This window comes from Urechidicola vernalis (genome assembly GCF_031846385.1).
Taxonomy (GTDB): Bacteria; Bacteroidota; Bacteroidia; order Flavobacteriales; family Flavobacteriaceae; genus Urechidicola; species Urechidicola vernalis.
The window spans coordinates 87,150-108,807 of sequence record NZ_JAVRHV010000001.1 but is presented as its reverse complement, the minus strand read 5'-3'; the positions used below and the strand labels follow the sequence as shown (position 1 = coordinate 108,807).

The window sequence follows — 21,658 nt, the reverse complement described above, 5'->3', positions numbered from 1 at the left end:
TTAGCGGTTTTTTTATTTTACTTTTTAACTGTCAGAATCTAAATAATCTGGAATACCATCTCCATCGGTATCGTCATTTGTTGGATCACCATCTCCATTTGCATCTTCATCTATGGTATTAGTTCCATCTCCATCATCATCTACATCTAAATAATCAGGAATTCCATCACTATCGGTATCATCATTTAATAAGTCACCATCTCCATCAATATCTTCTAGGTTTGAAGCAACATTATCAGAATCATGGTCTTCAGGAACTGCATCATGTAATCCAACCGTAAATACCAAAGGTGCATTCGGAGGCACAGCACCAGAACCACTATTTAAATACGCTAAACCAGAAGGGATAAATAAAAACCCTTCTCCAATATCTTCAAACTCAATAGGTGCACCCGGCATTGAAATATTATTTCCAGCCTTAAAATGAGTAAATCCATACGACCAACCTTTAATTACACTTTGCAAGCTAAACCAAGGGTTTCCTACTGCAATTGAATTTCTAAAATCAAAAACAGTTCCGTCTAACAATTCGCCTCTATAAGTTGTTAATACCCTATCAATTTTAGATGGTTGATAGCCTACTCCTTCTTCAGTAACAATATAATATAGATTATAGGTAATTTCGTTTTCTTCTACAACCATAGTTGAAATATTGTCAAAAAATGGTGTTTGGCTATTATCAACCTCCTTAATAGAATCTAAGTCTTCATTATAATAATGCGTCTTCAAATAATTCACCAATGCTTCATCATCAATAACAGCCTGTGCAGCATGATCGAATGGCTGGAAATCGTCATCATCATCACACCCAACAATCACGGTGCTTAGCACACCAATAAAAAGGCATAGATAAAATAGTTGCTTTAATCTCATTATATCATTTAATTTAAGCGTGCAAGATACAATTTTGTTACTTTTGTGGAAAGACTATTAAGAAAATTTAACTTTTAATATGAGGATAGATAAATACTTATGGTGTATCCGTTATTTCAAAACTAGAAGTATTGCTACTGAGGCCTGTAAAAAAGGGCATATAAAGTTAAATGGGGCCTCTGTAAAACCGTCGAAAGATGTGTTTAACGGTGAAGAAATTACTATCAGGAAGAATCAAATAAACTATCAAATTATTGTTTTAGATTTACCTCCGAATCGGGTTGGTGCTAAATTGGTCGATTTGTACAGAAAAGATACGACACCGAAAGAAGCATTTGAGCATAAGGATTTACTTAAATTTTCTAAAGATTACTATCGAAAGAAAGGAACTGGAAGACCCACTAAAAAAGACCGGAGAGATATAGAAGATTACACGAATGAAATTTAAATTATGGCAGACGCAATTATTTTAACCAACGAACAAATCAATCATAAAATTAAACGTATTTCGTTTCAAATTCTTGAAGAGAATGTAAATGAGAATGAAATTATCATTGCCGGAATTGCTGCAAATGGATTTATTTTAGCAAAAAAAATAAAAGAAATTTTAGAGGAAATATCTAGTGCATCAATTGTATTATGCGAAGTAATTATAGACAAGAAAAATCCACTTAACGCTATAAAAACATCTTTAAAATCTGAAGACTACAAAGGAAAACCATTGGTTTTGGTAGATGATGTTTTAAATTCGGGAACTACACTTATCTATGGAATTAAGCATTTTTTAGATGTACCATTAAAAAGTTTTAAAACGGCTGTTCTGGTAAATAGAAATCATAAAAAATACCCAGTCAAAGCAGACTATAAAGGTATCTCTCTCTCAACTACACTACAAGACAATATAACAGTAGAATTTAACGGAGAAGAAGCTTTAGCCTATTTAGATTAGAATTCTAAAATGTGCTTTACAAGATCTTCTACTGATTTTTGGTCTGTATCTATAACATGATTCGATTTTTCATAGAAAAATCGTCGCTCAAATAAATGCTTTGCTATAAATTCGGGTAACTTTTCAGTTGAAATTTCTGATACTAACGGACGTTTATTTGTTTCGTTCAATAACCTTGAACATATTGTTGCAATTCCGGTTCTTAAATAAATAGATTTTGAATTCTTAAGGATGGTATCCATATTATTTCCATAACAAGGAGTTCCTCCACCTAAAGACAATACAATATCATTCTTTTCAGATAGTAATTCATTTAAACAATCCGATTCTATTTTCCTAAAATAAATCTCTCCATTATCCTTAAATATCTCAGCAATAGTCTTTTGTTCTTTTTGCTCTATATAGTTATCTAAATCTATAAAATTAAGACTCAATTCTTTTGCCAATTCAACTCCTACAGCGGACTTACCGCTTGCCATATACCCTATTAATACTAATTTCATGCTTGTCAAAATTGAAAAAACAAATATCGATTAATTTTTTATAAAAATGTATTGTGAAATAAATAATTGATAGTATATTTGCACTCGCTAAAGGAAAGAAGGACGACTTGGTAGCTCAGTTGGTAGAGCACCTCCCTTTTAAGGAGGTGGTCCTGGGTTCGAGCCCCAGCCAAGTCACAAAAAAAAGTTAAGTATTTTACTTGACTTTTTTGGTTTTTAGGAATTACCTAAAAGCGCGTATGGCGGAATTGGTAGACGCGCAAGCTTGAGGGGTTTGTGTCCATTTGGATGTGCTGGTTCGACTCCAGTTACGCGCACTGTTAGATGCTTAATCTAATACTTAAAACAGCACTTTTTATGTGCTGTTTCTTTTTTCAAGAATCTGCACTAAAGTATCATTATATAAGGATGGATTAAATTCAATTGAAATGGTTATTTTTGAACCTAAATTAATTGCTTCATTTTTTTGCAATAAAATTGATTTTATAAACTCATGGTTTTACTTCTTGCCTATTTATTTCTTGCTCTATTTGTATCATTTGTATGTTCAATAATGGAGTCTGTTTTACTTTCTACTCCTCAATCTTACTTAATAGTAAAAAGTGACGAAGGCAACAAGTGGGCTACAAAGTTCATGGAATTAAAAAACAATATAGATAAACCGCTTTCAGCAATTTTATCGTTAAATACGGTCGCTCACACTATTGGAGCTGCTGGGGTTGGTGCACAGGCTGTTGAAGTTTTTGGTAAATCTTCTTTTGGTATTGTTTCTGCTGTCTTAACAATTTTAATTTTAGTTATTACCGAAATAATTCCAAAAACAGTTGGGGCAAACTATTGGAGAGGCTTGGCAAAAATTTCATTTCATACCATTAATGTAATGATATTCTTAACCTACCCTCTTGTATTTGTGTCTTCAATAATAACTAAGGCTTTTTCTAAAAGTGAAAAAGAAACTTCTACAAGTCGTGAGGAAATAGTGGCACTCACAAGTTTAGGTGCAGATGAAGGTGTCTTTACAGAAAAAGAGCACAAAGTTATTCAAAACATCATTCGACTAAAGGATGTAAAGGTAAAAGAAGTGATGACACCTAGAGTAGTCGTTGCTGTTGCAGATGAAAACCTCACGTTGACAGAATTTCTACAAAACAAGTCTTATTTAAAGTTTTCTAGAATTCCTGTGTATTCAGAAAATGATGAAAATATTACCGGATATGCATTTAGGCAAACTGTATTAGAACATATTGCTGAAAATAAAGGGAACCTCAAATTAAAAGATATTAAACGTCCTATAGTTATGGTTCCAAACACCAAAGTTCTATTTACACTTTGGGATGAGTTGTTAAATGATAAAGAGCATATTGCAGTTATAGTAGATGAATATGGAGGTTTAGACGGTATCGTAACCATGGAAGATATTATTGAAACCTTGCTTGGTTTAGAAATAATGGACGAAAGAGATACAGTAGACGATATGCAAGAATATGCACGGCAACGTTGGAAAGCAAAACAAATAGAGTTTAATATGTTGGATCAAATTAACTCAGGAAAAAAAGAAGAATCCTAAACTAGTTTAGTCTTTAACCGTTGGAACCACTTTCGAGGAAAACAACTGCCCGTCTTTATAAATTTCCCAAACACCAACTCGTAAATCTTCTTCATAAGAGCCTTTTTGTTTAAGCTGCCCTGAGGTTTCATAATAAATAGCAGGCCCATGAAGTTGCCCTTGAACATAATTTACATCTTCAATCAGTATTCCAGAATCAGAATATTGTTTGCAATTTCCATGTTCTCTTCCATTTTGGTAATGTGTAAGCTTGGTTAACTTCTTATTTTCATAAAACAATTTATATTCACCAGATAATTTTCCGTTTTCATAATTTTCTTCAATCATTACAGTCTTACCATCTTTATGAAAATACAACCATTTTCCAATCCGCTGTTTATCAATTATTTTACCTTCACTTTCTAACACACCTTTAGCTGTAAAAAATTGTACTAAAGATTCGCCAGAATCAACTGCAAAAGTTCTTATCACCATCGGGTTATCTGAAGAATTCATTGAGTAAAATTTAAACACCCCTACTTCTTTCCCATTTTCAAATGTACCTTCGTATCTAATTCTTTTGTTTGGATAATACTTCTTCCATAATCCATGACGTTCTCCATCCGAATTTACTTGGTTAATATCTTGACCGTAAATAGAGTACAACCCTAGTTGTAGGATTAATATTAAAAGTGTTATTTTTTTCATCAATCTATTAGAATTAATTCTTTTAATCTATTACAAGAATACTACTTTCTTTGTAAACTATAATAATTACTAATTATTGTATTTTTGAGTTGTATGACACACGATGAACTAACAATCCTTTTAGAAAAGAAAGTTACTGCCTCTCGATTGCATAGAGATTCGGTGGCGAATAGCATACTTACAGACTTAGAAGCTTTTGAGCCTTTATTACAAATTACTTTAGATCCTTCAAGTCCATTAAGTTTTCATGCGGCTTGGGTCTTGGAATATGTTCTAGACAAAGATTTAAATCAACTTTTACCATATTTAGACTTTTTTACGGCCAATTTAAAACACGCAACACACGAAAGCACTATAAGACCGCTCGCTAAAGTTTGCCAGTTCTTAGCAAAATCTTATTCCGGTAAAAAAAACACTTTAACCAAAGAAGTTTTAACAAACCAACAGATCGATACAATCATAGAAACTGGCTTCGATTGGATGATTGCACAACACAAAGTCGCCGTAAAAGCATATACAATGACTACTTTATTTTTATTCGGTAAAAAACGTGATTGGGTGCATCCCGAATTAAAATTGATATTAGAAGATTCTATTATGTATCAAAGTCCAGCCTACAAAGCTCGAGGAAGAATTACCCTAGAATTGATTAAAAAACATGAAAAGAAAAAATTAGGACATAATTAATATTTTCTAAGTAGTAAAAATTAGATATGATGTACTATTTTTGCGTTTTGAACACAACACATTATGACATTAAATACACTAAACGCAATTTCTCCAATTGATGGACGCTATAGAGGAAAAGTTGAAAACTTTGCTCCTTATTTTTCTGAAAAAGCCTTAATTAAATATCGTGTACAAGTAGAAATTGAATATTTCATTTCTCTATGTGAAATTCCTTTGCCTCAATTGGTAAATTTTGATCATAACTTATTTACTCAGCTGAGAGCAATCTACAAGTCGTTTACTGATGAAGATGCTCAAAAAATTAAGGATATTGAAAAGGTAACCAATCATGATGTAAAAGCTGTTGAATATTTTATCAAAGAAAAATTTGATGCAATTGGTGGTTTAAATGCTTCGAAGGAATTTATTCACTTTGGGTTGACATCTCAAGATATTAACAACACGGCCATTCCTCTTTCTTTAAAAGAAGCCTTAGTTGATGTATACTATCCTCTTTTAGAGGAATTAAAAACGAAATTAGCCTCTTTAGCTGAAGAATGGGGTGATATTTCTATGCTAGCTAGAACCCATGGACAGCCTGCCTCTCCTACCCGCTTAGGAAAAGAAATAAATGTATTTGTAGAACGAATTAATCAGCAATTAGATGGTTTATTAAATATCCCACATGCTGCAAAATTTGGCGGGGCTACCGGCAATTATAACGCCCATAAAGTAGCATATCCGAAAAATGACTGGAAAGCATTCGGAACTAACTTTGTAGAAAACTGTTTAGGGCTGCACCACTCTTTTCCTACTACTCAAATAGAGCACTACGACCATATGGCCGCTTTGTTTGATGCTTTGAAAAGAATCAACACCATAATTATAGATTTAGATAGAGATATTTGGACGTATATATCTACTGATTACTTTAAACAAAAAATTAAAAAAGGAGAAATTGGTTCTTCCGCAATGCCGCACAAAGTAAATCCAATTGATTTTGAAAATTCAGAAGGAAACTTAGGAATTGCCAATGCCATATTTGAACATTTAGCCATAAAACTACCTGTTTCTAGATTGCAACGCGATTTAACAGATTCAACTGTTCTTAGAAACATTGGTGTGCCATTGGCACATACTGCAATTGGTTTTTCTTCAACATTAAAAGGATTGAATAAATTACTCTTAAATAAAGAGGCTTTTGAAAGAGATTTAGAAAATAACTGGGCAGTTGTTGCTGAAGCGATTCAGACTATTTTACGCAGAGAAGCATATCCAAATCCATATGAAGCTTTGAAAGGCTTAACGCGTACCAATGAAAAGATAAACAAGCAATCAATTGCTAATTTTATTGAAACCTTGGATGTAAGTGAGGATATTAAACAAGAATTAAGAGTTATTACACCAGCAAACTTTACTGGAATTTAATTGTTAATTTTATGAAGGTTTCATTCAATTTATTTTTCCTAGCCGTACTTGTAGCAGCATGCTCCTCTGGAGGAAATGTAGATGTAAAAAGCTTTAGAACGGGGACTTTTGAAATACCCGCAGGACAAGGATTTGATAAGACTAAATTTGTTAGGACAGATAGTCTCCAAATAGAGTACTATCAGAATAGAACGGATTCGTTAAAAATCGTTTGGAAAGACAATTTCAATTACACATTGTACATGTTACAACCAAAATCGAAATTAGACAAAGAACCGATTCGTGTTAGAATAACTAGTGTTAAGGCAAACTCGTATGAATTTGAGGCCATTATTGGACACTCTAATTTTAAACAAAAAGGGACCGTAAATAAAATAGAAGATTAATTATGGAAATATTCTTGCAAGGTGGAACTTGGATCGCACTATTAACACTTACTTTTCTTGAAATTATTTTAGGAATAGATAATATTGTTTTCATTTCTATTACAGCAGGAAAACTACCTGAAAATCAGCAAAAGAAAGCCACCAGAATCGGATTGTTATTGGCCATGATTTTCAGAATCTTGTTATTATTTGGTGTTTCCTTCTTAATTGCAATGCAAGACCCCTTTTTTACTATTGACCTTTCATGGCTTAAAGTTGGTGTAACAGGCCAAAGTTTAATCTTAGTTTTAGGGGGTATATTCTTACTATACAAAAGCACTAAGGAGATTCATCATAAAATAGAAGAAGTAGAAGAAAGTCGTGCTTCAAATACGAGCAAAAAGTTAGCTTCAACAATGAGCATGGTGGTTCTGCAAATTGTGATGATTGACTTGGTCTTTTCTTTTGACTCGGTTTTAACCGCAGTTGGTATGACAAACGGTATTGAAGGAGCCTTAACTATTATGATTATTGCAGTTGTTATTTCCATTTTAATAATGATGATCTTTGCAACACCAATTGGTAAGTTTGTAAATAACAACCCGACTGTACAAATGCTTGCACTATCCTTTCTAATTTTAATTGGATTTATGCTTATTACTGAAGGAGCACATTTATCGCACGCGGAAGTATTTGGTCAACAAGTTGGTGCAATTCCAAAAGGTTATTTGTATTTTGCGATCGCATTTTCATTGGGTGTCGAGGCATTAAATATGAGAATACGTAAAAGAAAAAAATAAGATTGAATACAAAAGGTTTACATAAAATAATTTCTATTTGGTGCGTGCTCATAGCACTGCTTCCAATGACTGTACAATTTGTACATGCCATGGAAAACCATAGTCATGACGTATGTGAACTTGATTACATAAAGCATTTCCATAACAACGATTTAGAATGTGAATTCAACCACTTTCTTTTTGACACCAGCACTACTACAAATTGTGATGAGGCTGGAAATCAAGTACTTCGTTCTTTTGTGCTAAAACCGAAATTCTATTCTGTAAATCACTTCAGAATAGCTTTATTAACTTCCAAAACCAGAGGCCCTCCTGTTGATATTATTTAACTCGCTTATCACGTATTAATTAAATAATATTATCATGCAAAAAATTATTCAAGCCCTATTTTTAATAGGCACTAGCCTTGTCGGCTATTCTCAGGTTACCATTAGTGGTACCATTTCAGATTCAGAAAAAAACTCACTCTTTGGTGTAGAAATTTATGCTAAAGACTTACATATTGGAACAACATCAGACATTGATGGAAAATATACATTGAAAAATGTTCCACATGGCCACATAGAACTAATATTCTCATTCATTGGGTATGAACCCGTGATCAAAGAATTAGATATCCATAAAGATATTACCGATTTAAATATTGAACTTACGGAAGGTGTATTTCATATGGAGGAGGTGATAATTTCCACTCCGTTTAATAGATTACAATCTCAAAACGTAATGAAGGTGGAAGTTGAAACCCTTAAAGAAATGCGTAAAAAGGGTGCTCCTACTTTAATTGATGGTTTGACAAATGTTGCTGGAGTTTCTCAAATTTCGACAGGAACTTCTATCGGCAAACCTGTTATTAGAGGTCTAAGTGGAAACAGAGTTTTAGTATACACACAAGGTGTTCGACTCGAAAATCAACAATTTGGAGGTGAGCATGGCTTAGGATTAAATCAATCTGGAATTGAAAGCGTAGAGGTGATAAAAGGTCCTGCTTCTTTATTATATGGTTCAGATGCTTTAGGCGGAGTCATCTATTTCAATCCTGAGAAATTTGCGGCTGAAAATTCATTTGTAAGTTCTATAAATCAACAATATTTCAGCAATACTCAGGGCTCTAGTACTTCATTTGGTCTTAAAAAATCCTTTAATCAATGGAAGTATATTCTTAGAGGAACCCATGACAATCATTTAGATTATAAAATTCCGAATGGAGACAGGGTTACAAATACCAGGTTTAACGAAACCAATTTAAATGCAGCAGTAGGATACAACAATGAACTTATTTCTAGTGAATTAAGATACAACTATAGTCTTTCAAACCTTGGTTTAACTGAAGGAATTGAGCATCAAGAAAAATCTAGGACTCCAGAATTACCTAATCAAAAAATCAACAATCATATTGTAAGTTTACACAATCATATCTTTTTTGATAAATCGAAACTAGACATTAATGTAGGCTATATTTTTAACGATCGTAGTGAGTTTGAGGATGAGCACGGGCATGACGAACATGATGACCACGATGATCATGATGACCATGAAGATGAAGAAGATCATGATGACGAAGAGCACCATGAAGATGAGGCAGCCTTACAGATGGAATTGAGTACCTTTAACTATGACATAAAATATCATTTTCCAAAAAGCGAATCAGTTGCCATAATTGCAGGAGCACAAGGAATGATTCAAACCAATCGAAACTTTGGAGAAGAATTATTGATACCAAATGCGCGAATTAATGATTTTGGAATATTTACAACCGGTATTTTAGATTTTGACAAAAGTAGTTTAATGGCTGGCCTAAGGTTTGACAACAGATTGTTAGAAACAGAATACCATGCAGTAGAACATGAAGATGAAGTTCATGAATTCCCTGCTCTTGACAAGTCATACAACAGTTTTACCGCATCTTTAGGATATAAATTCGATTTATTCAAAGACATAACAACAAGAATTAATTTAGCTTCAGGTTTTAGAGCGCCTAATTTAGCAGAATTAACTTCAAATGGTGTACATCATGGAACTAACAGATTTGAAATTGGAAATCCAAATTTAGATACTGAACAAAACTTCCAAACTGATGTTTCTTTAGAATACGAAAACAAACATTTCGAATTCTTCGTGAATGGCTTCTACAATAACCTCAACAATTATATTTATTTGAACCCAACTGGTGAAGTTGAAGATGGTGCAGATGTTTTTGAATACACTCAAGAAAATGCTAAATTATATGGAGGTGAAGTAGGAATTCACCTACACCCTCACCCAATAGATTGGCTACATTTAGAAAGTGCATTTGAAATGGTCATTGGCGAGCAGAATAATGGTGATTATTTACCGTTAATTCCTGCAAACAATTGGACCAACACTTTTAGATCAGAATTTGATATAAAGGACTGGATGAAAAACGCCTATGCATCTATTTCTGTTGCGACTACTTTTGAACAAAATAATGTAAGTGGATTTGAAAATAATTCCGCTGGATATTCCTTGGTAAACTTTGGAATTGGAGGAAATTTAAATATTAAATCCGTAAAATTTAATTTAACGGCTAATTTAAATAATGCTTTTGACGAATCTTACATCTCTCATCTTTCTCGATTAAAAGGTGATGGAATTCCAAATATTGGTAGAAACTTTATTATTGGGGTGAATTTTAATCTATAATTTACTACAATAAACAATATCACTTCCAGCATTCGATTTAATAGATTCAATGCTGGATTTTTCTTTTCAAAAAGTTACAAAAGCGTTAATCCCAAAAATTCCGTTACTTAAGTTTAATTCATTGCTATTCATCAATAAAATTTCATCAATACCCAAATAAATTAATATCTTGAACACGCTTCTAAAAGAAGTATTAATTATAATTACTATCATATGAAAAAAATACCCTTCTTATTTATTGCACTTGCATTTGTAGCGTGTAAAAAAGAGATCGCTAAAAAGGCAGAGCACAAAGAAGAAAAAAGCGAATGGATCTATTTATTGGATGAAACAAATGCACAAAATTGGCGCGCTTATAAAGGTAAAGGCTTACCTCCTGGATGGACAATTAGTGATAGAGTTTTAAAATTTGATACTGAATTAAAATCGGAAGATGAATATACTGGTGGAACAGACGTAGTCTATGGAGCCCAAGAATTTGAGAATTTTGAGTTTTATGTTGAATGGAAAATTCCAAAGGGTGCGAATAGCGGTATCTTTTATCACATAAATGAGGCTTATAAACTTCCGCAATATTCGGCCCCAGAATATCAGATTATTGATGATATAAATTATGCAGCAATGGATCCCGGTCTTGCCGCATATAACAAAAGTGTTGGTTTTGAAAACCCCTCTCAATTACATCCATTGCAACAAACGGCATCAAACTATGCCATGTATGCTGCAGATCCTGAAATAAAGAAATTTAATCCTGCTGGAGAATGGAATTCAACAAAAATTGTATTCACTCAAAAAAAAGTTGAGCATTGGTTAAATGGAGAAATGGTTCTTTCATATGTTCCTTGGTCAGAAGATTGGCAAAAACGCAAAGACGCTAGTAAATGGGACGACGCCAAAGCATACGGAACATTTAAAACAGGACTTATAGGATTTCAAGATCATAATGGTCCTATAAGTTTTAAAAACGCAAAAATTAAACAATTATAAACGCAACATATAATGAATAAAAGAGATTTTTTAAAAAGTGCTGGAATTGTTACTCTAGGCGCAATGATGCCATCAACAGTTTGGGCAATGGGAAAAGGCAAAAAACTTAGAACGGCACATATTGGTGTTAATAATATGGGGTATGCCGATTTAAAGGCTATTTCATCTCATGCAAATGTTGAAGTTGTTGGTTTGTGTGATGTCGATTCTAATGCCCTTACAAAAGCGTTAAAAGATCATCCTAACGCAAAAACATATGCCGATTATAGAATCATGCTAAAAGAAATGAAAGATGATATTGATGCGGTGATCATTTCTACTCCAGACCATACACATGCTCCGGCATCTTTAATGGCAATGGAACTGAACAAGCCTGTATATTGTCAAAAGCCTTTAACACATCATGTTTCTGAAGCAAGAGCCATGGATGCTTTAGCGAAAAAGAAAAACTTAGTTACCCAAATGGGAATTCAAGTACATTCCTTTTACGATTATAAATTAGCTACACTATTAATACAATCTGGTATTATTGGAAAAGTACATACCGTGCGCGCATGGTCTCCAAAAAATTGGGGGTACGACGGACCAGAACCGGAAGGGTCAGATACAGTACCTGAAAATTTAGATTGGAACTTATGGCTTGGAACCGCTGCTGATAGACCTTACAAAGAAGGCGTTTATCATCCTGGGAACTGGCGTAAATTACTAGATTATGGCTGTGGAACTTTAGGTGATATGGGAGTTCATATTTTTGATACACCCTATAATGCCTTAGCTTTAGATGTTCCAAGAACCATTAAAAACGTTTGTAGAGAACCAAATGGATTTGGCTTTCCAGAACACAATCAGGTTACTTATGAGTTTCCTGGCACACCATATACAGCGGACACATTAACATGGATTTGGTCTGATGGACCAGGAGCACCTGCTGCTCATGAAGATTTAAAATTACCAGGCTCTAATAACCAATCTGACGAAACATCGGAAAAAGAAGCGAGTTTGGAAGATAAAATGTCTCTAGATGCTAAAGTAGCAAAGGAAGGGAAATTACCTGATCAAGGTGCTATGTTTATTGGAGAAAAAGGGCGTTTATTATTACCTCATTTTATGCAATTACCTAGAAAAATTGTAGATGGCAAATATGTTGATATTACTGATGAAATCGCAAAAGTTGGCAAGGTCAATAACATGGGTAAACCTATTCGTAATTACGATTCAGAAGGTGAAAAACACTACCATCAATTTGTTGATGCCTGTTTAGGCGAAGCTGAATGTAGTGCACCATTCTCTTATGCTGCCCGTTTAACAGAAACTATTTTATTAGGTGTTATTGCAGGTAGATTCCCAAATAAGACCTTACATTGGGATAGTAAAAAAGCAAAATTTAAAGAAAAAGAAGCAAACCAGTATTTAGATGGAAAATACCGTAAGTTTTAATAAATAATAATTAATTATTTCCTAAAGGTCCGTAGCATGTTTTTGTTACGGGCTTTTTTAGTTTAGAACATTTCCAATTGTGACAATTTATTTCAACCAAGTCAACACTCCTAGGAACAAAAAGAGTAGACTTAAAATATAGTTGATATTCTTGGCGATAAAGTTTGCACGTTGAATGATAACTTTGGCAAATACGATATAGGTTAAAAATAACAAATAAGCCCCCACACCTGCGCCAAACACAAATGACAACTCATAAGTGTTTTCCATAATCAACAATTCATTTGAACTTAAATAGGTGCCAACTGCCAAGAAAAAAGGAATAGCCAACATATTCATGGTTGACATTAAAAAACCTTGAAAGAAGTAATTGTTCTTTTTTTCTTTTTTTACCTTGAATTTAAAAGTTGATCGCGTCTTAATAAAAAAGAAAACCGCTAATACAAAAAAAACTACAATTCCTGCCACTTCTATATTCTCCAACAATTTTGGGTTTCTATTCAATTGTTTAGCAAAAAACAATGCGATTCCTGCTTGAATAAAAACAACCAATGCAGCGCCCATCGAAAATAGCTGACTCTCTTTTTGTCCTTTATCAACTGTTAATTGTACAGCAGTCATATTCAACATACCAGGCGGTAATAGCCCAATAAAAATACTAATGATTCCGAGTAAAACATGAGTTATATATTCCATTAATTCTCAATTAATAATTATCCACATCAATTATAAACTTTATAGGTCTAAAATCTTTGACTGCCTGAAATGTATTCTTAATTCTATCTATATTTTTTTTTGTTGCTTTTAATGACTGCTTTGGCGGAATCTTAATTGCAATGGTTCTGATATATTCATTCCTAACTCTTGCAACTCCCGGCACCGTTGGTCCCAAAACATGTTCTCCAAAAATATTGGCCAATGATTTCCCTAACCATAGAACTCCAGAATCAACTTTTAAGAAGTCACGATGTTTCAATGTAATCTTTATAATACGATAATATGGAGGGTATTTAAACTGCCATCGTTCTTGCAATTGTTCTTTAAACATTGTTTCATAATCGTTTATTGAAACTTGCTGAAGGATTTGATGATATGGATTAAAGGATTGAATTGCCACCTTTCCTCTTTTTTTCGCTCTCCCTGCCCTACCCGAAACTTGAACTAACATTTGAAAGCTACGCTCGTGTGCTCTAAAATCAGGGAAATTGAGCATATTATCTGCGTTTAAAACACCAACCAAAGTTACATTACTAAAGTCCAATCCTTTAGATAACATTTGCGTACCTACTAATATATCAATTTCTTGTGCTTGAAATTGTCCAATAATTTTCTGGTAGCCATATTTACCTCGGGTTGTATCCAAATCCATTCGGCCAATATTTACATTTGGGTACAGTTCATTTAACTCCTGCTCTATTTGCTCGGTTCCAAACCCTTTATTGTTCAGTTTTTCACTACCGCAAGCGCCACAATTATATTGCATAGCTTGAAGATGACCACAATAGTGGCATCGCAATTCATTTTTATATTTATGATAAGTTAAACTCACGTCGCAATTAGGGCATTGCGGAGCCACACCACATGTTTCACATTCTACAATAGGAGCAAAACCTCTGCGGTTCTGAAATAATATAATCTGTTCTTTTTGCTCTAAGGCCTCTTCTATCAATTTTAACAAGCGATCAGAAAAATGACCCTTCATTCGTTTTTTACGATGCTTCTCTTTGATATCTACCAGTTCAATTTCGGGCAGTAACACATTTCCATGTCTACGCTTTAATTCTACAAAACCGTACTTATCCTCTTTCGCATTTTGATAACTTTCAATTGAAGGTGTTGCAGAACCCAATAGCACTTTGGCTTTATGCAAATGAGATAGCACAATTGAAGCATCTCTTGCATGGTATCTAGGTGCAGGATCGAATTGCTTATAAGACGTTTCATGCTCTTCATCAACAATGATCAATCCCAAATTTGAAAATGGCATAAACAAAGAGGAACGCGCGCCTAATACTATTTGTGCCTTTGATCTATTCTCAAGTACATTATTCCATACCTCTACGCGTTCATTCATTGAGTATTTAGAATGGAAAACAGAAACTTGTTCTCCAAAATACTCCTGTAATCTATCAATTAACTGAGTTGTTAAGGCTATTTCAGGCAGCAGATACAATACTTGCTTCCCTTTTTTTAATTGCTGTTTAATTAACTCAGCATAAATTTCAGTCTTACCGCTACTGGTAATTCCATGTAATAAAGTTACTTGCTTACTTTTAAATGATTCTTGAATCTCTTCTAGGGCTTTAGACTGAAATTCATTCAAAGTTTTCAGTTTGTTCGTTTCTCCTTTAAAATTGATTCGGTCTTTTTGGATAAAATAAAATTCAAAAATACCTTTAGTTACTAATGCTTTAATAATTGCAGATGAACTTCCAGATTCTGTTTCTAAATCTTTCGCTTTAATTGGCTTTTTTGAAGCATTTAATTGAAAATATGTCAATACAGCGTCTCGCTGTTTTTTTGCCCTGTTTAAACTTTCCAACAAATCATTTAGCTTGTTATCAGTATAGATCGGATTTAATCTAACATATTTCACCAATTTTGGTTTGTACTGCTCATAAATCCGCTCTTTTAATAAAATCGCCTCCTTATCAATCATCGATTTTAGAATTGGAAACACCGTTTTCTTTTCCAAAATATTAATCACCTGATTTACATTCAATTCGGAATGATGTTGCAAGGCCTCAAAAATTAAGAATTCCTCATCGGTCAATACAGTTTCGTCTGTAAACTCCTCATTTTTTAAAACTGCCGTTTCACTTTCTAATAAAAACGCTGATGGCAGTGCTGCACGAAAAACATCACCCAAAGTACACATATAATACTCTGAAATCCATTGCCAATGATTTAGTTGCGTCTCATTTACAATTGGAGTTTCATCTAAAATTTGATGAATATCCTTAGCGTCATACCCTTTTGGTGCATCTTGATGAATCTCATACACCAATGCTGTATACATCTTGCGTTTTCCAAACTCAACAGCCACACGCACTCCTCTTTTAAGAAATCGGGATTCGGCCTCCGTTATTTTATACGTAAATAACTTTGGTAAAGGAATGGGTAATATGACGTTGATAAAATGAATTGGCTGAATTCTTAGTGAAGGATTTGTTTAATTTTATCTAACATGGCTCTTTCATCTTTATTGGTTCCATGGAACGAATCTGCAATAGTTAACACCGTACGCCAAATAGTTCTATTGATTTTAGAATTAAATAAACTCTCATGATCACTCTTAAAATCTGCAAATTGCTGAAAGCAAGTTTCGGCGTCTAAAAATTGCTCTTTTAGCCACTCAAACACAATTTCAATTTGGTACGATGCGTCCGTACCAAAATCATCTTTAACATCATCCAAATCACGCCAATGTGAAACAACTAGATTGCTCAGAGCGTTAAATTCTTCATCTCTAACTTCATTGTCGGCTGCCGCAACTGCAAAAAACAACTTTCCTAAATTTTGATATAAATGATTGCTTGAGGTTTCCATAATCTTACATTTTAAGTCTATTCAAATTTACAATTATTAAAGAAATTTACCTCTAAAAATAACTGGTAATTTAATTCTCAAATCAGAATAACCATTCCTTAAATTATTTTTTGGCATGCTGTTTGTAAATCTAAGAATAACATCTTAACCTGAATTTTACGAACCCTTAAATCCAGTAATTATGAAAACAATCAAATTATTTTTTGCAATTGCAATTATTGCAATATCGTTAAAGCCTTTTGAGGCGCAAGCAACTGTTTATTACAATAATTCTAAGGCGATTACTTTTATTGAAAATGGAATTACTTTTTCTGTTTTTCAGAATGGTGAATTTGATTTTTATATGAATTCATTCGCTAATGGTATCAATGCAAGTTACAGCAATCAGAATGTAAATATCAGTTTTAATGCTGGCTACAATTACAACGCTTATGTTCAATACGATCAATACGGTGCTGTAATTCAAGTTGAAAATACACCTATTTATTATGATAATTATGGCAGAATTACTCAAGTAGGTCCTGTAAATATTCGCTATAATTCAGGGCGATTGTTTAGGGTTGGAGGATTATATGTTCACTATAATAATTATGGGCATTATAGTCATTATACCGGCTATATAAATCCTTACAACAGGTATTATGTTTATCAACCTTACCATAGCTATTTTATTAGGCCATACAGCACTTATAGCGTTGTAAGATACAAGCCATATAGATATAATTATCATCCACGTAGATATCATTATTACAGAGATCAAAGGTATGCTTATAAACACAGACCTACTCATTATGATAGTCATTTAAAAAAAAGAAACCATCATAAGAAACACTACAAATCACATAAAAATTATAATAACAGTGATTATAGAAGACAAAAAAGTGTTGCAACTAGAAATACGAAGATTGAAAAACCATCGTCAAGAAAATCTTATGCTAAAACATTAAAGAAAACTAATAGAAGTTCGAAGTCTAGTTCATCTAAATACAAAAGAAACACTTCGTACACGAGAAATCCGAAGGCAACGGCAACTAAATCTTCTAAAAATTCTAGAACATACTCATCAAAAAGAAGTGTTGCGAAACAAACATCTCAAAAATCAGTTCAGAAACGAAACTTATCTATTTCTGGTAAAAAAAGGAGTACGAAAAGAAGTGTTGCAAGTGCACCGTCAAAGCGAACAAGTAAAATAACTGAGCGAAAATATAATAACAAGAATGAGAGAGTTTCAAAAACATCTCGAAGATAATTCACTCTTTAGTTAAACGAAAAATGCCAACGAAATCGTTGGCATTTTTTATATGAATTTTGACTAATTAATTAAGCCAATACTTCCTGAACCTTATCAGCCGCTTCTTGGAACTCTACAACCGAATGCACCGGCAAACCACTTGCATCAATTAATTGCTTCGCCTCGATAGCATTCGTTCCTTGTAAACGCACAATAATAGGGACTTGAATTGCATCTCCCATATTTTTATAAGCATCTACAATACCTTGTGCTACTCTATCACAACGAACAATTCCTCCAAAAATATTCACTAAGATTGCTTTTACAGCTGGGTCTTTTAAAATAATTCTGAATCCTTTCTCAACGCGCTCTGCATCTGCCGTACCTCCTACATCTAAAAAGTTTGCAGGCTCTCCTCCAGATTGCTTAATTAAATCCATTGTACCCATTGCTAAACCAGCACCGTTTACCATACATCCAACATTACCATCTAAATCAACATAATTTAAACCTGCTGCATTTGCTTCAACCTCAATTGGGTTTTCCTCACGTAAATCACGCATTTCAGCATAATCTTTATGACGGTATAATGCACTATCATCTAAAGTTACTTTAGCATCTACAGCCATTATCTTATTATCAGACGTCTTTAAAACTGGGTTGATTTCAAACATTGAAGAATCCGATTTGATGTATGCCGTATATAAAGCAGAAACAAATTTCACCATTTCTTTTAATGCCCCTCCAGATAAACCTAAGTTAAAGGCAATTTTTCGGGCTTGAAAAGCCAATAAACCTAAACTTGGATCGATTTCTTCTGTAAAGATTAAGTGTGGAGTTTCTTCCGCAACAGTTTCAATATCCATTCCTCCTTCAGTAGAATACATAATCATGTTTCTACCAGTTTCTCTGTTTAATAAAACAGACATATAATATTCTTCAGTTTCTGATTCACCCGGATAATATACATCCTCACAAATCAAGACCTGATTTACTTTTTTTCCTTCTGCTGATGTTTGCGGAGTTACCAACATCATTCCAATAATATCATTCGAAATAGACTCTACTTCTTGTAAGTTTTTAGCCAATTTCACTCCACCACCTTTTCCACGTCCACCGGCGTGAACTTGTGCTTTAACCACGTACCAACTTGTACCTGTTTCATTGGTTAATTCTTTGGCTGCATCAACTGCTTCTTTATGATTATGGGCTACAATTCCTCTTTGAATTCTAACTCCAAAACTGCTCAAAATTTCTTTTCCTTGATATTCGTGTAAGTTCATTTTAAATGCTATTTTAAATGCAATGCAAATGTACTATAATCTCCAAATAAAATTGCAGGTATTTATTTAAAATTGTAACAATTAATTTTTCCGATTGTCATTAGTTCTAAAGAGAACTACTTTATGATTTATTTAAGAGTTTTAATATAACATATTTAAAACTTTGTCATTAGTAATAAGAACTAACTACTCCATTATGAAAAATCTATATTTAGTAATTTTATTACTATCTACAATCCTGTCTCATTCACAGTCAGCAAAGAAAACTATAAATTCAAAACGTGTTGTTAAAGCCCCTAAAATCGATGGAGTTTTAGATGATGAAGCATGGCAAAATACAGATGTAGCAAAGGACTTTGTAATGTTTAGGCCTGAATCTGGAACTCCTGAAACATATAAAAACAGAACTGAAGTCAAAATTGTATATGATGATGAGGCCATCTATTTCGCTGCCTATATGTATGATGAGGACCCTGAAAATATTCCAAGTCAATTTGCAAGTAGAGATAATTTTGGAACCACCGATTGGCTGGGAATTATGATTAATCCTAACAATGATCAGATTAATGATACTGAGTTTTTCATACAAGTAACCGGAAATCAAGCAGACGCCAAGGCCACACCTCAAGATGAAGACTTTAGCTGGAGCGCCGTTTGGCAAAGCAGCACTAAAGTTGTTGAAGATGGTTGGATTGCAGAAGTAAAAATACCTTATTCAGCATTACGTTTTTCAAACAAAGAAGTACAAACTTGGGGATTGAACTTTCATCGTCGATTTGCAAATAACAGAGATCAATATACATGGAATTTTATAGATAGAAGTGTTGGGAACATAGGTCAGTATTCAGGTCTTTTAACAGGTATTGAAAACATAAATCCTCCAACGAGACTTAGTTTTTCCCCGTATGCTTCGGCTACCTATGATTCGTACGATGGCGAAGATACTTTTGATAAAAGTTTTGGATTGGATGTTAAATACGGAATAAGTGAAAGTTTTACGTTGGACGCTACTTTAATACCTGATTTTGGGCAAACAGGATTTGATGACGTAGTTTTAAATTTAGGTCCTTTTGAACAGCAATATCAAGAACAACGTCCATTTTTTACAGAGGGCGTTGAATTATTTACAAAAGGAGATCTTTTCTACACCAGAAGAATCGGTAATTTACCGATAAATTATTTTGACGAAGATTCCTTAGGCCCTAATGAAGAGTTAATAGAGAACCCAGATAAGGTTAACATGTTGAATGCCGTTAAGGTTTCTGGCCGAACGGAAGGCGGTTTAGGAATAGGTTTTTTTAATGCCATTACTGAAAAAACCGAAGCAAAAATTAAAGACTTAACAACAGATGAAATTACCAAAGTTGTTACCGAACCAATTGCAAATTACAACGTTATTGTTTTGGACCAACAATTCAATAAAAACTCTTATATCTCTTTAATAAACACCAACGTAATTAGAGATGGAAGTGTGAGAGATGCCAATGCTACAGCATTAATGTGGGATATAAACGACAAAAAAACATCTACAATATAAATGGCGGATTCAAAGCTAGTAACATTCGAGAAAATGGAGAAAACACAGATGGATATTGGTTCGATACTAGTTTTGGCGATGAAGCAGGAAATTGGCAATATCAAGCTGGTTATGAATTTGCAGATGAAAACTATGATATTAACGATTTAGGGTTTCAGTATTTTAATGATTATCAAAACGTGTATTGGAATGCTTCTTATCGAATTTTTGAGCCTTCAAGAAAATTCAACCGATATAGTTTTTTTCATTTTGGTCGTGTTCAATATAGACATAGTGATGGCGCTTATACCGGAAATCACATGGGCGTGAACTTTAATGCTACTACGCTAAAGAACTTTTCGTTTGGAACAAATATTAACGGGAACATTGGGAAACAATATGATTATTATGAACCTCGAGTAGCAGATAGATATTTTACAGAAGCCCCTCGATTAAACTTTAACGGTTGGATATCAACTGATAACAGTAAAAAACTTGCTGCAGAAGTTTATGGGTTTTATGGAATACGTCACAACGACCCCTATAAAGTTTATGAAGTTGGCACAGAATTACGTTATCGGTTTAGCGACAAGTTTTCGTTAGAATATGAATTGGAACTTTTTAAAGCAAATAACGATAGAGGATATGTGACAGAACTCAGTGATGGTACGATTATTTTTGGAAATAGAGATCGGAAAAGTATTACTAATGAAATATCTGCAAGACATAGTTTTAACACGAAATCTTCCCTTGCCCTTAGTTTCAGACATTATTGGTCTCCCGTAACTTACGACGATCAATTTTACCAATTGGAAGATAACGGAACCTTAACGGAAAACCCTTATTTTGACGATCACAACATAAATTACAATGCTTAGAATTTAGATTTGAGTTATTCTTGGGAGTTTGCTCCAGGTAGCCAATTAATTACACTTTATAGAAACAATATATTTAACGCCGACAATCAATCAACTTTAGATTTTAATGAAAATTTAGAAAATCTATTTAACAATGCTCTAGGACATAATATTTCTGTGAAATTCATCTATTATATAGATTATAATAACGCGAAATACTGGTTTAAAAAGAAAGCGTCATAACCATAACCAATTTACTTCTAAAACAGCAATTATTCATTTATCTAACCTTTGAG

Annotated in this window: 19 protein-coding genes, 2 tRNA genes and 1 pseudogene; 15 read left to right on the top strand and 7 right to left on the bottom strand. The window is 33.5% G+C overall.

Features of this window, described 5'->3' with window-relative positions; all coding sequences use genetic code 11:
- Positions 1-24: 24 nt before the first annotated feature.
- Positions 25-873 carry an FKBP-type peptidyl-prolyl cis-trans isomerase gene (locus tag RM519_RS00500; RefSeq protein WP_311591494.1) on the bottom strand — a complete coding sequence of 283 codons (849 nt, stop codon included), beginning with the start codon at positions 871-873 and terminating at the stop codon, positions 25-27.
- A 79-nt stretch (positions 874-952) separates the two neighbouring features.
- Here RM519_RS00500 and RM519_RS00495 point away from each other — a divergent pair, with 79 nt between their 5' ends.
- Complete coding sequence (locus tag RM519_RS00495; protein ID WP_311591493.1) at positions 953-1,321, top strand: RNA-binding S4 domain-containing protein; 369 nt, start codon at positions 953-955, stop codon at positions 1,319-1,321.
- Between the two features lie 3 nt (positions 1,322-1,324).
- Complete coding sequence (locus RM519_RS00490) at positions 1,325-1,822, top strand: phosphoribosyltransferase family protein (protein WP_311591492.1); 498 nt, start codon at positions 1,325-1,327, stop codon at positions 1,820-1,822.
- Here the strand turns inward: RM519_RS00490 and RM519_RS00485 are convergent.
- A complete protein-coding gene (locus RM519_RS00485; RefSeq protein ID WP_311591491.1) occupies positions 1,819-2,325 on the bottom strand; it encodes a shikimate kinase in 507 nt (168 codons plus the stop codon). The two genes, RM519_RS00490 and RM519_RS00485, sit on opposite strands and share 4 nt — an antisense overlap.
- Positions 2,326-2,429: 104 nt before the next feature.
- On the opposite strand from RM519_RS00485, the gene RM519_RS00480 reads away from it, so the two are divergent.
- The 3 genes from RM519_RS00480 to RM519_RS00470 all read left to right on the top strand — a co-directional run bounded on the left by RM519_RS00480 (position 2,430) and on the right by RM519_RS00470 (position 3,892).
- Positions 2,430-2,502: transfer RNA gene (locus RM519_RS00480), tRNA-Lys, on the top strand.
- A gap of 56 nt (positions 2,503-2,558) precedes the next feature.
- Positions 2,559-2,642: transfer RNA gene (locus tag RM519_RS00475), tRNA-Leu, on the top strand.
- A 176-nt stretch (positions 2,643-2,818) separates the two neighbouring features.
- Positions 2,819-3,892, top strand: coding sequence for a CNNM domain-containing protein (locus RM519_RS00470; protein ID WP_311591489.1), 1,074 nt, complete (start codon positions 2,819-2,821; stop codon positions 3,890-3,892).
- A gap of 6 nt (positions 3,893-3,898) precedes the next feature.
- Here the strand turns inward: RM519_RS00470 and RM519_RS00465 are convergent, their stop codons facing one another.
- Positions 3,899-4,579: a toxin-antitoxin system YwqK family antitoxin gene (locus RM519_RS00465; protein WP_311591488.1), complete on the bottom strand. Its 681-nt coding sequence runs from the start codon at positions 4,577-4,579 to the stop codon at positions 3,899-3,901.
- 93 nt (positions 4,580-4,672) lie between these two features.
- Here RM519_RS00465 and RM519_RS00460 point away from each other — a divergent pair, with 93 nt between their 5' ends.
- The 8 genes from RM519_RS00460 (at position 4,673) to RM519_RS00425 (ending at position 12,926) form a co-directional block, all read left to right on the top strand.
- On the top strand, positions 4,673-5,266 hold the full coding sequence (locus RM519_RS00460) for an adenylosuccinate lyase (protein WP_311591487.1): 594 nt from the start codon (positions 4,673-4,675) through the stop codon (positions 5,264-5,266).
- A gap of 63 nt (positions 5,267-5,329) precedes the next feature.
- On the top strand, positions 5,330-6,676 hold the full coding sequence (gene purB, locus RM519_RS00455) for an adenylosuccinate lyase (RefSeq protein ID WP_311591486.1): 1,347 nt from the start codon (positions 5,330-5,332) through the stop codon (positions 6,674-6,676).
- 11 nt (positions 6,677-6,687) lie between these two features.
- A complete protein-coding gene (locus tag RM519_RS00450) occupies positions 6,688-7,062 on the top strand; it encodes a hypothetical protein (RefSeq protein ID WP_311591485.1) in 375 nt (124 codons plus the stop codon).
- A gap of 2 nt (positions 7,063-7,064) precedes the next feature.
- Complete coding sequence (locus tag RM519_RS00445; protein ID WP_311591484.1) at positions 7,065-7,841, top strand: TerC family protein; 777 nt, start codon at positions 7,065-7,067, stop codon at positions 7,839-7,841.
- A gap of 65 nt (positions 7,842-7,906) precedes the next feature.
- On the top strand, positions 7,907-8,170 hold the full coding sequence (locus RM519_RS00440; protein WP_311591483.1) for a hypothetical protein: 264 nt from the start codon (positions 7,907-7,909) through the stop codon (positions 8,168-8,170).
- A gap of 34 nt (positions 8,171-8,204) precedes the next feature.
- A complete protein-coding gene (locus RM519_RS00435; RefSeq protein WP_311591482.1) occupies positions 8,205-10,502 on the top strand; it encodes a TonB-dependent receptor in 2,298 nt (765 codons plus the stop codon).
- Positions 10,503-10,715: 213 nt separating this feature from the next.
- Positions 10,716-11,489, top strand: a complete 774-nt coding sequence (locus RM519_RS00430) for a 3-keto-disaccharide hydrolase (RefSeq protein WP_311591481.1) — start codon at positions 10,716-10,718, stop codon at positions 11,487-11,489.
- 12 nt (positions 11,490-11,501) lie between these two features.
- Complete coding sequence (locus RM519_RS00425; protein WP_311591480.1) at positions 11,502-12,926, top strand: Gfo/Idh/MocA family protein; 1,425 nt, start codon at positions 11,502-11,504, stop codon at positions 12,924-12,926.
- 87 nt (positions 12,927-13,013) lie between these two features.
- On the opposite strand, the gene RM519_RS00420 is transcribed toward RM519_RS00425, so the two are convergent.
- The 3 genes from RM519_RS00420 to RM519_RS00410 are packed head-to-tail and all read right to left on the bottom strand — an operon-like array spanning position 13,014 to position 16,475.
- The gene (locus RM519_RS00420) at positions 13,014-13,622 is read right to left on the bottom strand and encodes a LysE family transporter (protein ID WP_311591479.1); all 609 of its coding nucleotides are present in this window, start codon (positions 13,620-13,622) and stop codon (positions 13,014-13,016) included.
- A 10-nt stretch (positions 13,623-13,632) separates the two neighbouring features.
- A complete protein-coding gene (gene priA, locus RM519_RS00415) occupies positions 13,633-16,071 on the bottom strand; it encodes a replication restart helicase PriA (protein WP_311592541.1) in 2,439 nt (812 codons plus the stop codon).
- A gap of 11 nt (positions 16,072-16,082) precedes the next feature.
- A complete protein-coding gene (locus RM519_RS00410; protein WP_311591478.1) occupies positions 16,083-16,475 on the bottom strand; it encodes a tellurite resistance TerB family protein in 393 nt (130 codons plus the stop codon).
- Between the two features lie 181 nt (positions 16,476-16,656).
- On the opposite strand from RM519_RS00410, the gene RM519_RS00405 reads away from it, so the two are divergent.
- On the top strand, positions 16,657-17,724 hold the full coding sequence (locus RM519_RS00405) for a hypothetical protein (protein ID WP_311591477.1): 1,068 nt from the start codon (positions 16,657-16,659) through the stop codon (positions 17,722-17,724).
- 71 nt (positions 17,725-17,795) lie between these two features.
- On the opposite strand, the gene sucC is transcribed toward RM519_RS00405, so the two are convergent.
- Positions 17,796-18,989 (bottom strand): ADP-forming succinate--CoA ligase subunit beta, encoded by a 1,194-nt coding sequence (gene sucC, locus RM519_RS00400; RefSeq protein WP_311591476.1) that lies wholly within the window; start codon positions 18,987-18,989, stop codon positions 17,796-17,798.
- A gap of 196 nt (positions 18,990-19,185) precedes the next feature.
- Here sucC and RM519_RS14005 point away from each other — a divergent pair.
- Positions 19,186-21,605 (top strand): annotated as a pseudogene (locus RM519_RS14005) (DUF5916 domain-containing protein).
- Positions 21,606-21,658: the final 53 nt, after the last annotated feature.

Coding starts and splice junctions, on each gene's coding strand:
- RM519_RS00500 (WP_311591494.1), bottom strand. CDS start 873: ATGAGATTAAAGCAACTATTTTATCTATGCCTTTTTATTGGTGTGCTA.
- RM519_RS00495 (WP_311591493.1), top strand. CDS start 953: ATGAGGATAGATAAATACTTATGGTGTATCCGTTATTTCAAAACTAGA.
- RM519_RS00490 (WP_311591492.1), top strand. CDS start 1,325: ATGGCAGACGCAATTATTTTAACCAACGAACAAATCAATCATAAAATT.
- RM519_RS00485 (WP_311591491.1), bottom strand. CDS start 2,325: ATGAAATTAGTATTAATAGGGTATATGGCAAGCGGTAAGTCCGCTGTA.
- RM519_RS00470 (WP_311591489.1), top strand. CDS start 2,819: ATGGTTTTACTTCTTGCCTATTTATTTCTTGCTCTATTTGTATCATTT.
- RM519_RS00465 (WP_311591488.1), bottom strand. CDS start 4,579: ATGAAAAAAATAACACTTTTAATATTAATCCTACAACTAGGGTTGTAC.
- RM519_RS00460 (WP_311591487.1), top strand. CDS start 4,673: ATGACACACGATGAACTAACAATCCTTTTAGAAAAGAAAGTTACTGCC.
- purB (WP_311591486.1), top strand. CDS start 5,330: ATGACATTAAATACACTAAACGCAATTTCTCCAATTGATGGACGCTAT.
- RM519_RS00450 (WP_311591485.1), top strand. CDS start 6,688: ATGAAGGTTTCATTCAATTTATTTTTCCTAGCCGTACTTGTAGCAGCA.
- RM519_RS00445 (WP_311591484.1), top strand. CDS start 7,065: ATGGAAATATTCTTGCAAGGTGGAACTTGGATCGCACTATTAACACTT.
- RM519_RS00440 (WP_311591483.1), top strand. CDS start 7,907: ATGACTGTACAATTTGTACATGCCATGGAAAACCATAGTCATGACGTA.
- RM519_RS00435 (WP_311591482.1), top strand. CDS start 8,205: ATGCAAAAAATTATTCAAGCCCTATTTTTAATAGGCACTAGCCTTGTC.
- RM519_RS00430 (WP_311591481.1), top strand. CDS start 10,716: ATGAAAAAAATACCCTTCTTATTTATTGCACTTGCATTTGTAGCGTGT.
- RM519_RS00425 (WP_311591480.1), top strand. CDS start 11,502: ATGAATAAAAGAGATTTTTTAAAAAGTGCTGGAATTGTTACTCTAGGC.
- RM519_RS00420 (WP_311591479.1), bottom strand. CDS start 13,622: ATGGAATATATAACTCATGTTTTACTCGGAATCATTAGTATTTTTATT.
- RM519_RS00410 (WP_311591478.1), bottom strand. CDS start 16,475: ATGGAAACCTCAAGCAATCATTTATATCAAAATTTAGGAAAGTTGTTT.
- RM519_RS00405 (WP_311591477.1), top strand. CDS start 16,657: ATGAAAACAATCAAATTATTTTTTGCAATTGCAATTATTGCAATATCG.
- sucC (WP_311591476.1), bottom strand. CDS start 18,989: ATGAACTTACACGAATATCAAGGAAAAGAAATTTTGAGCAGTTTTGGA.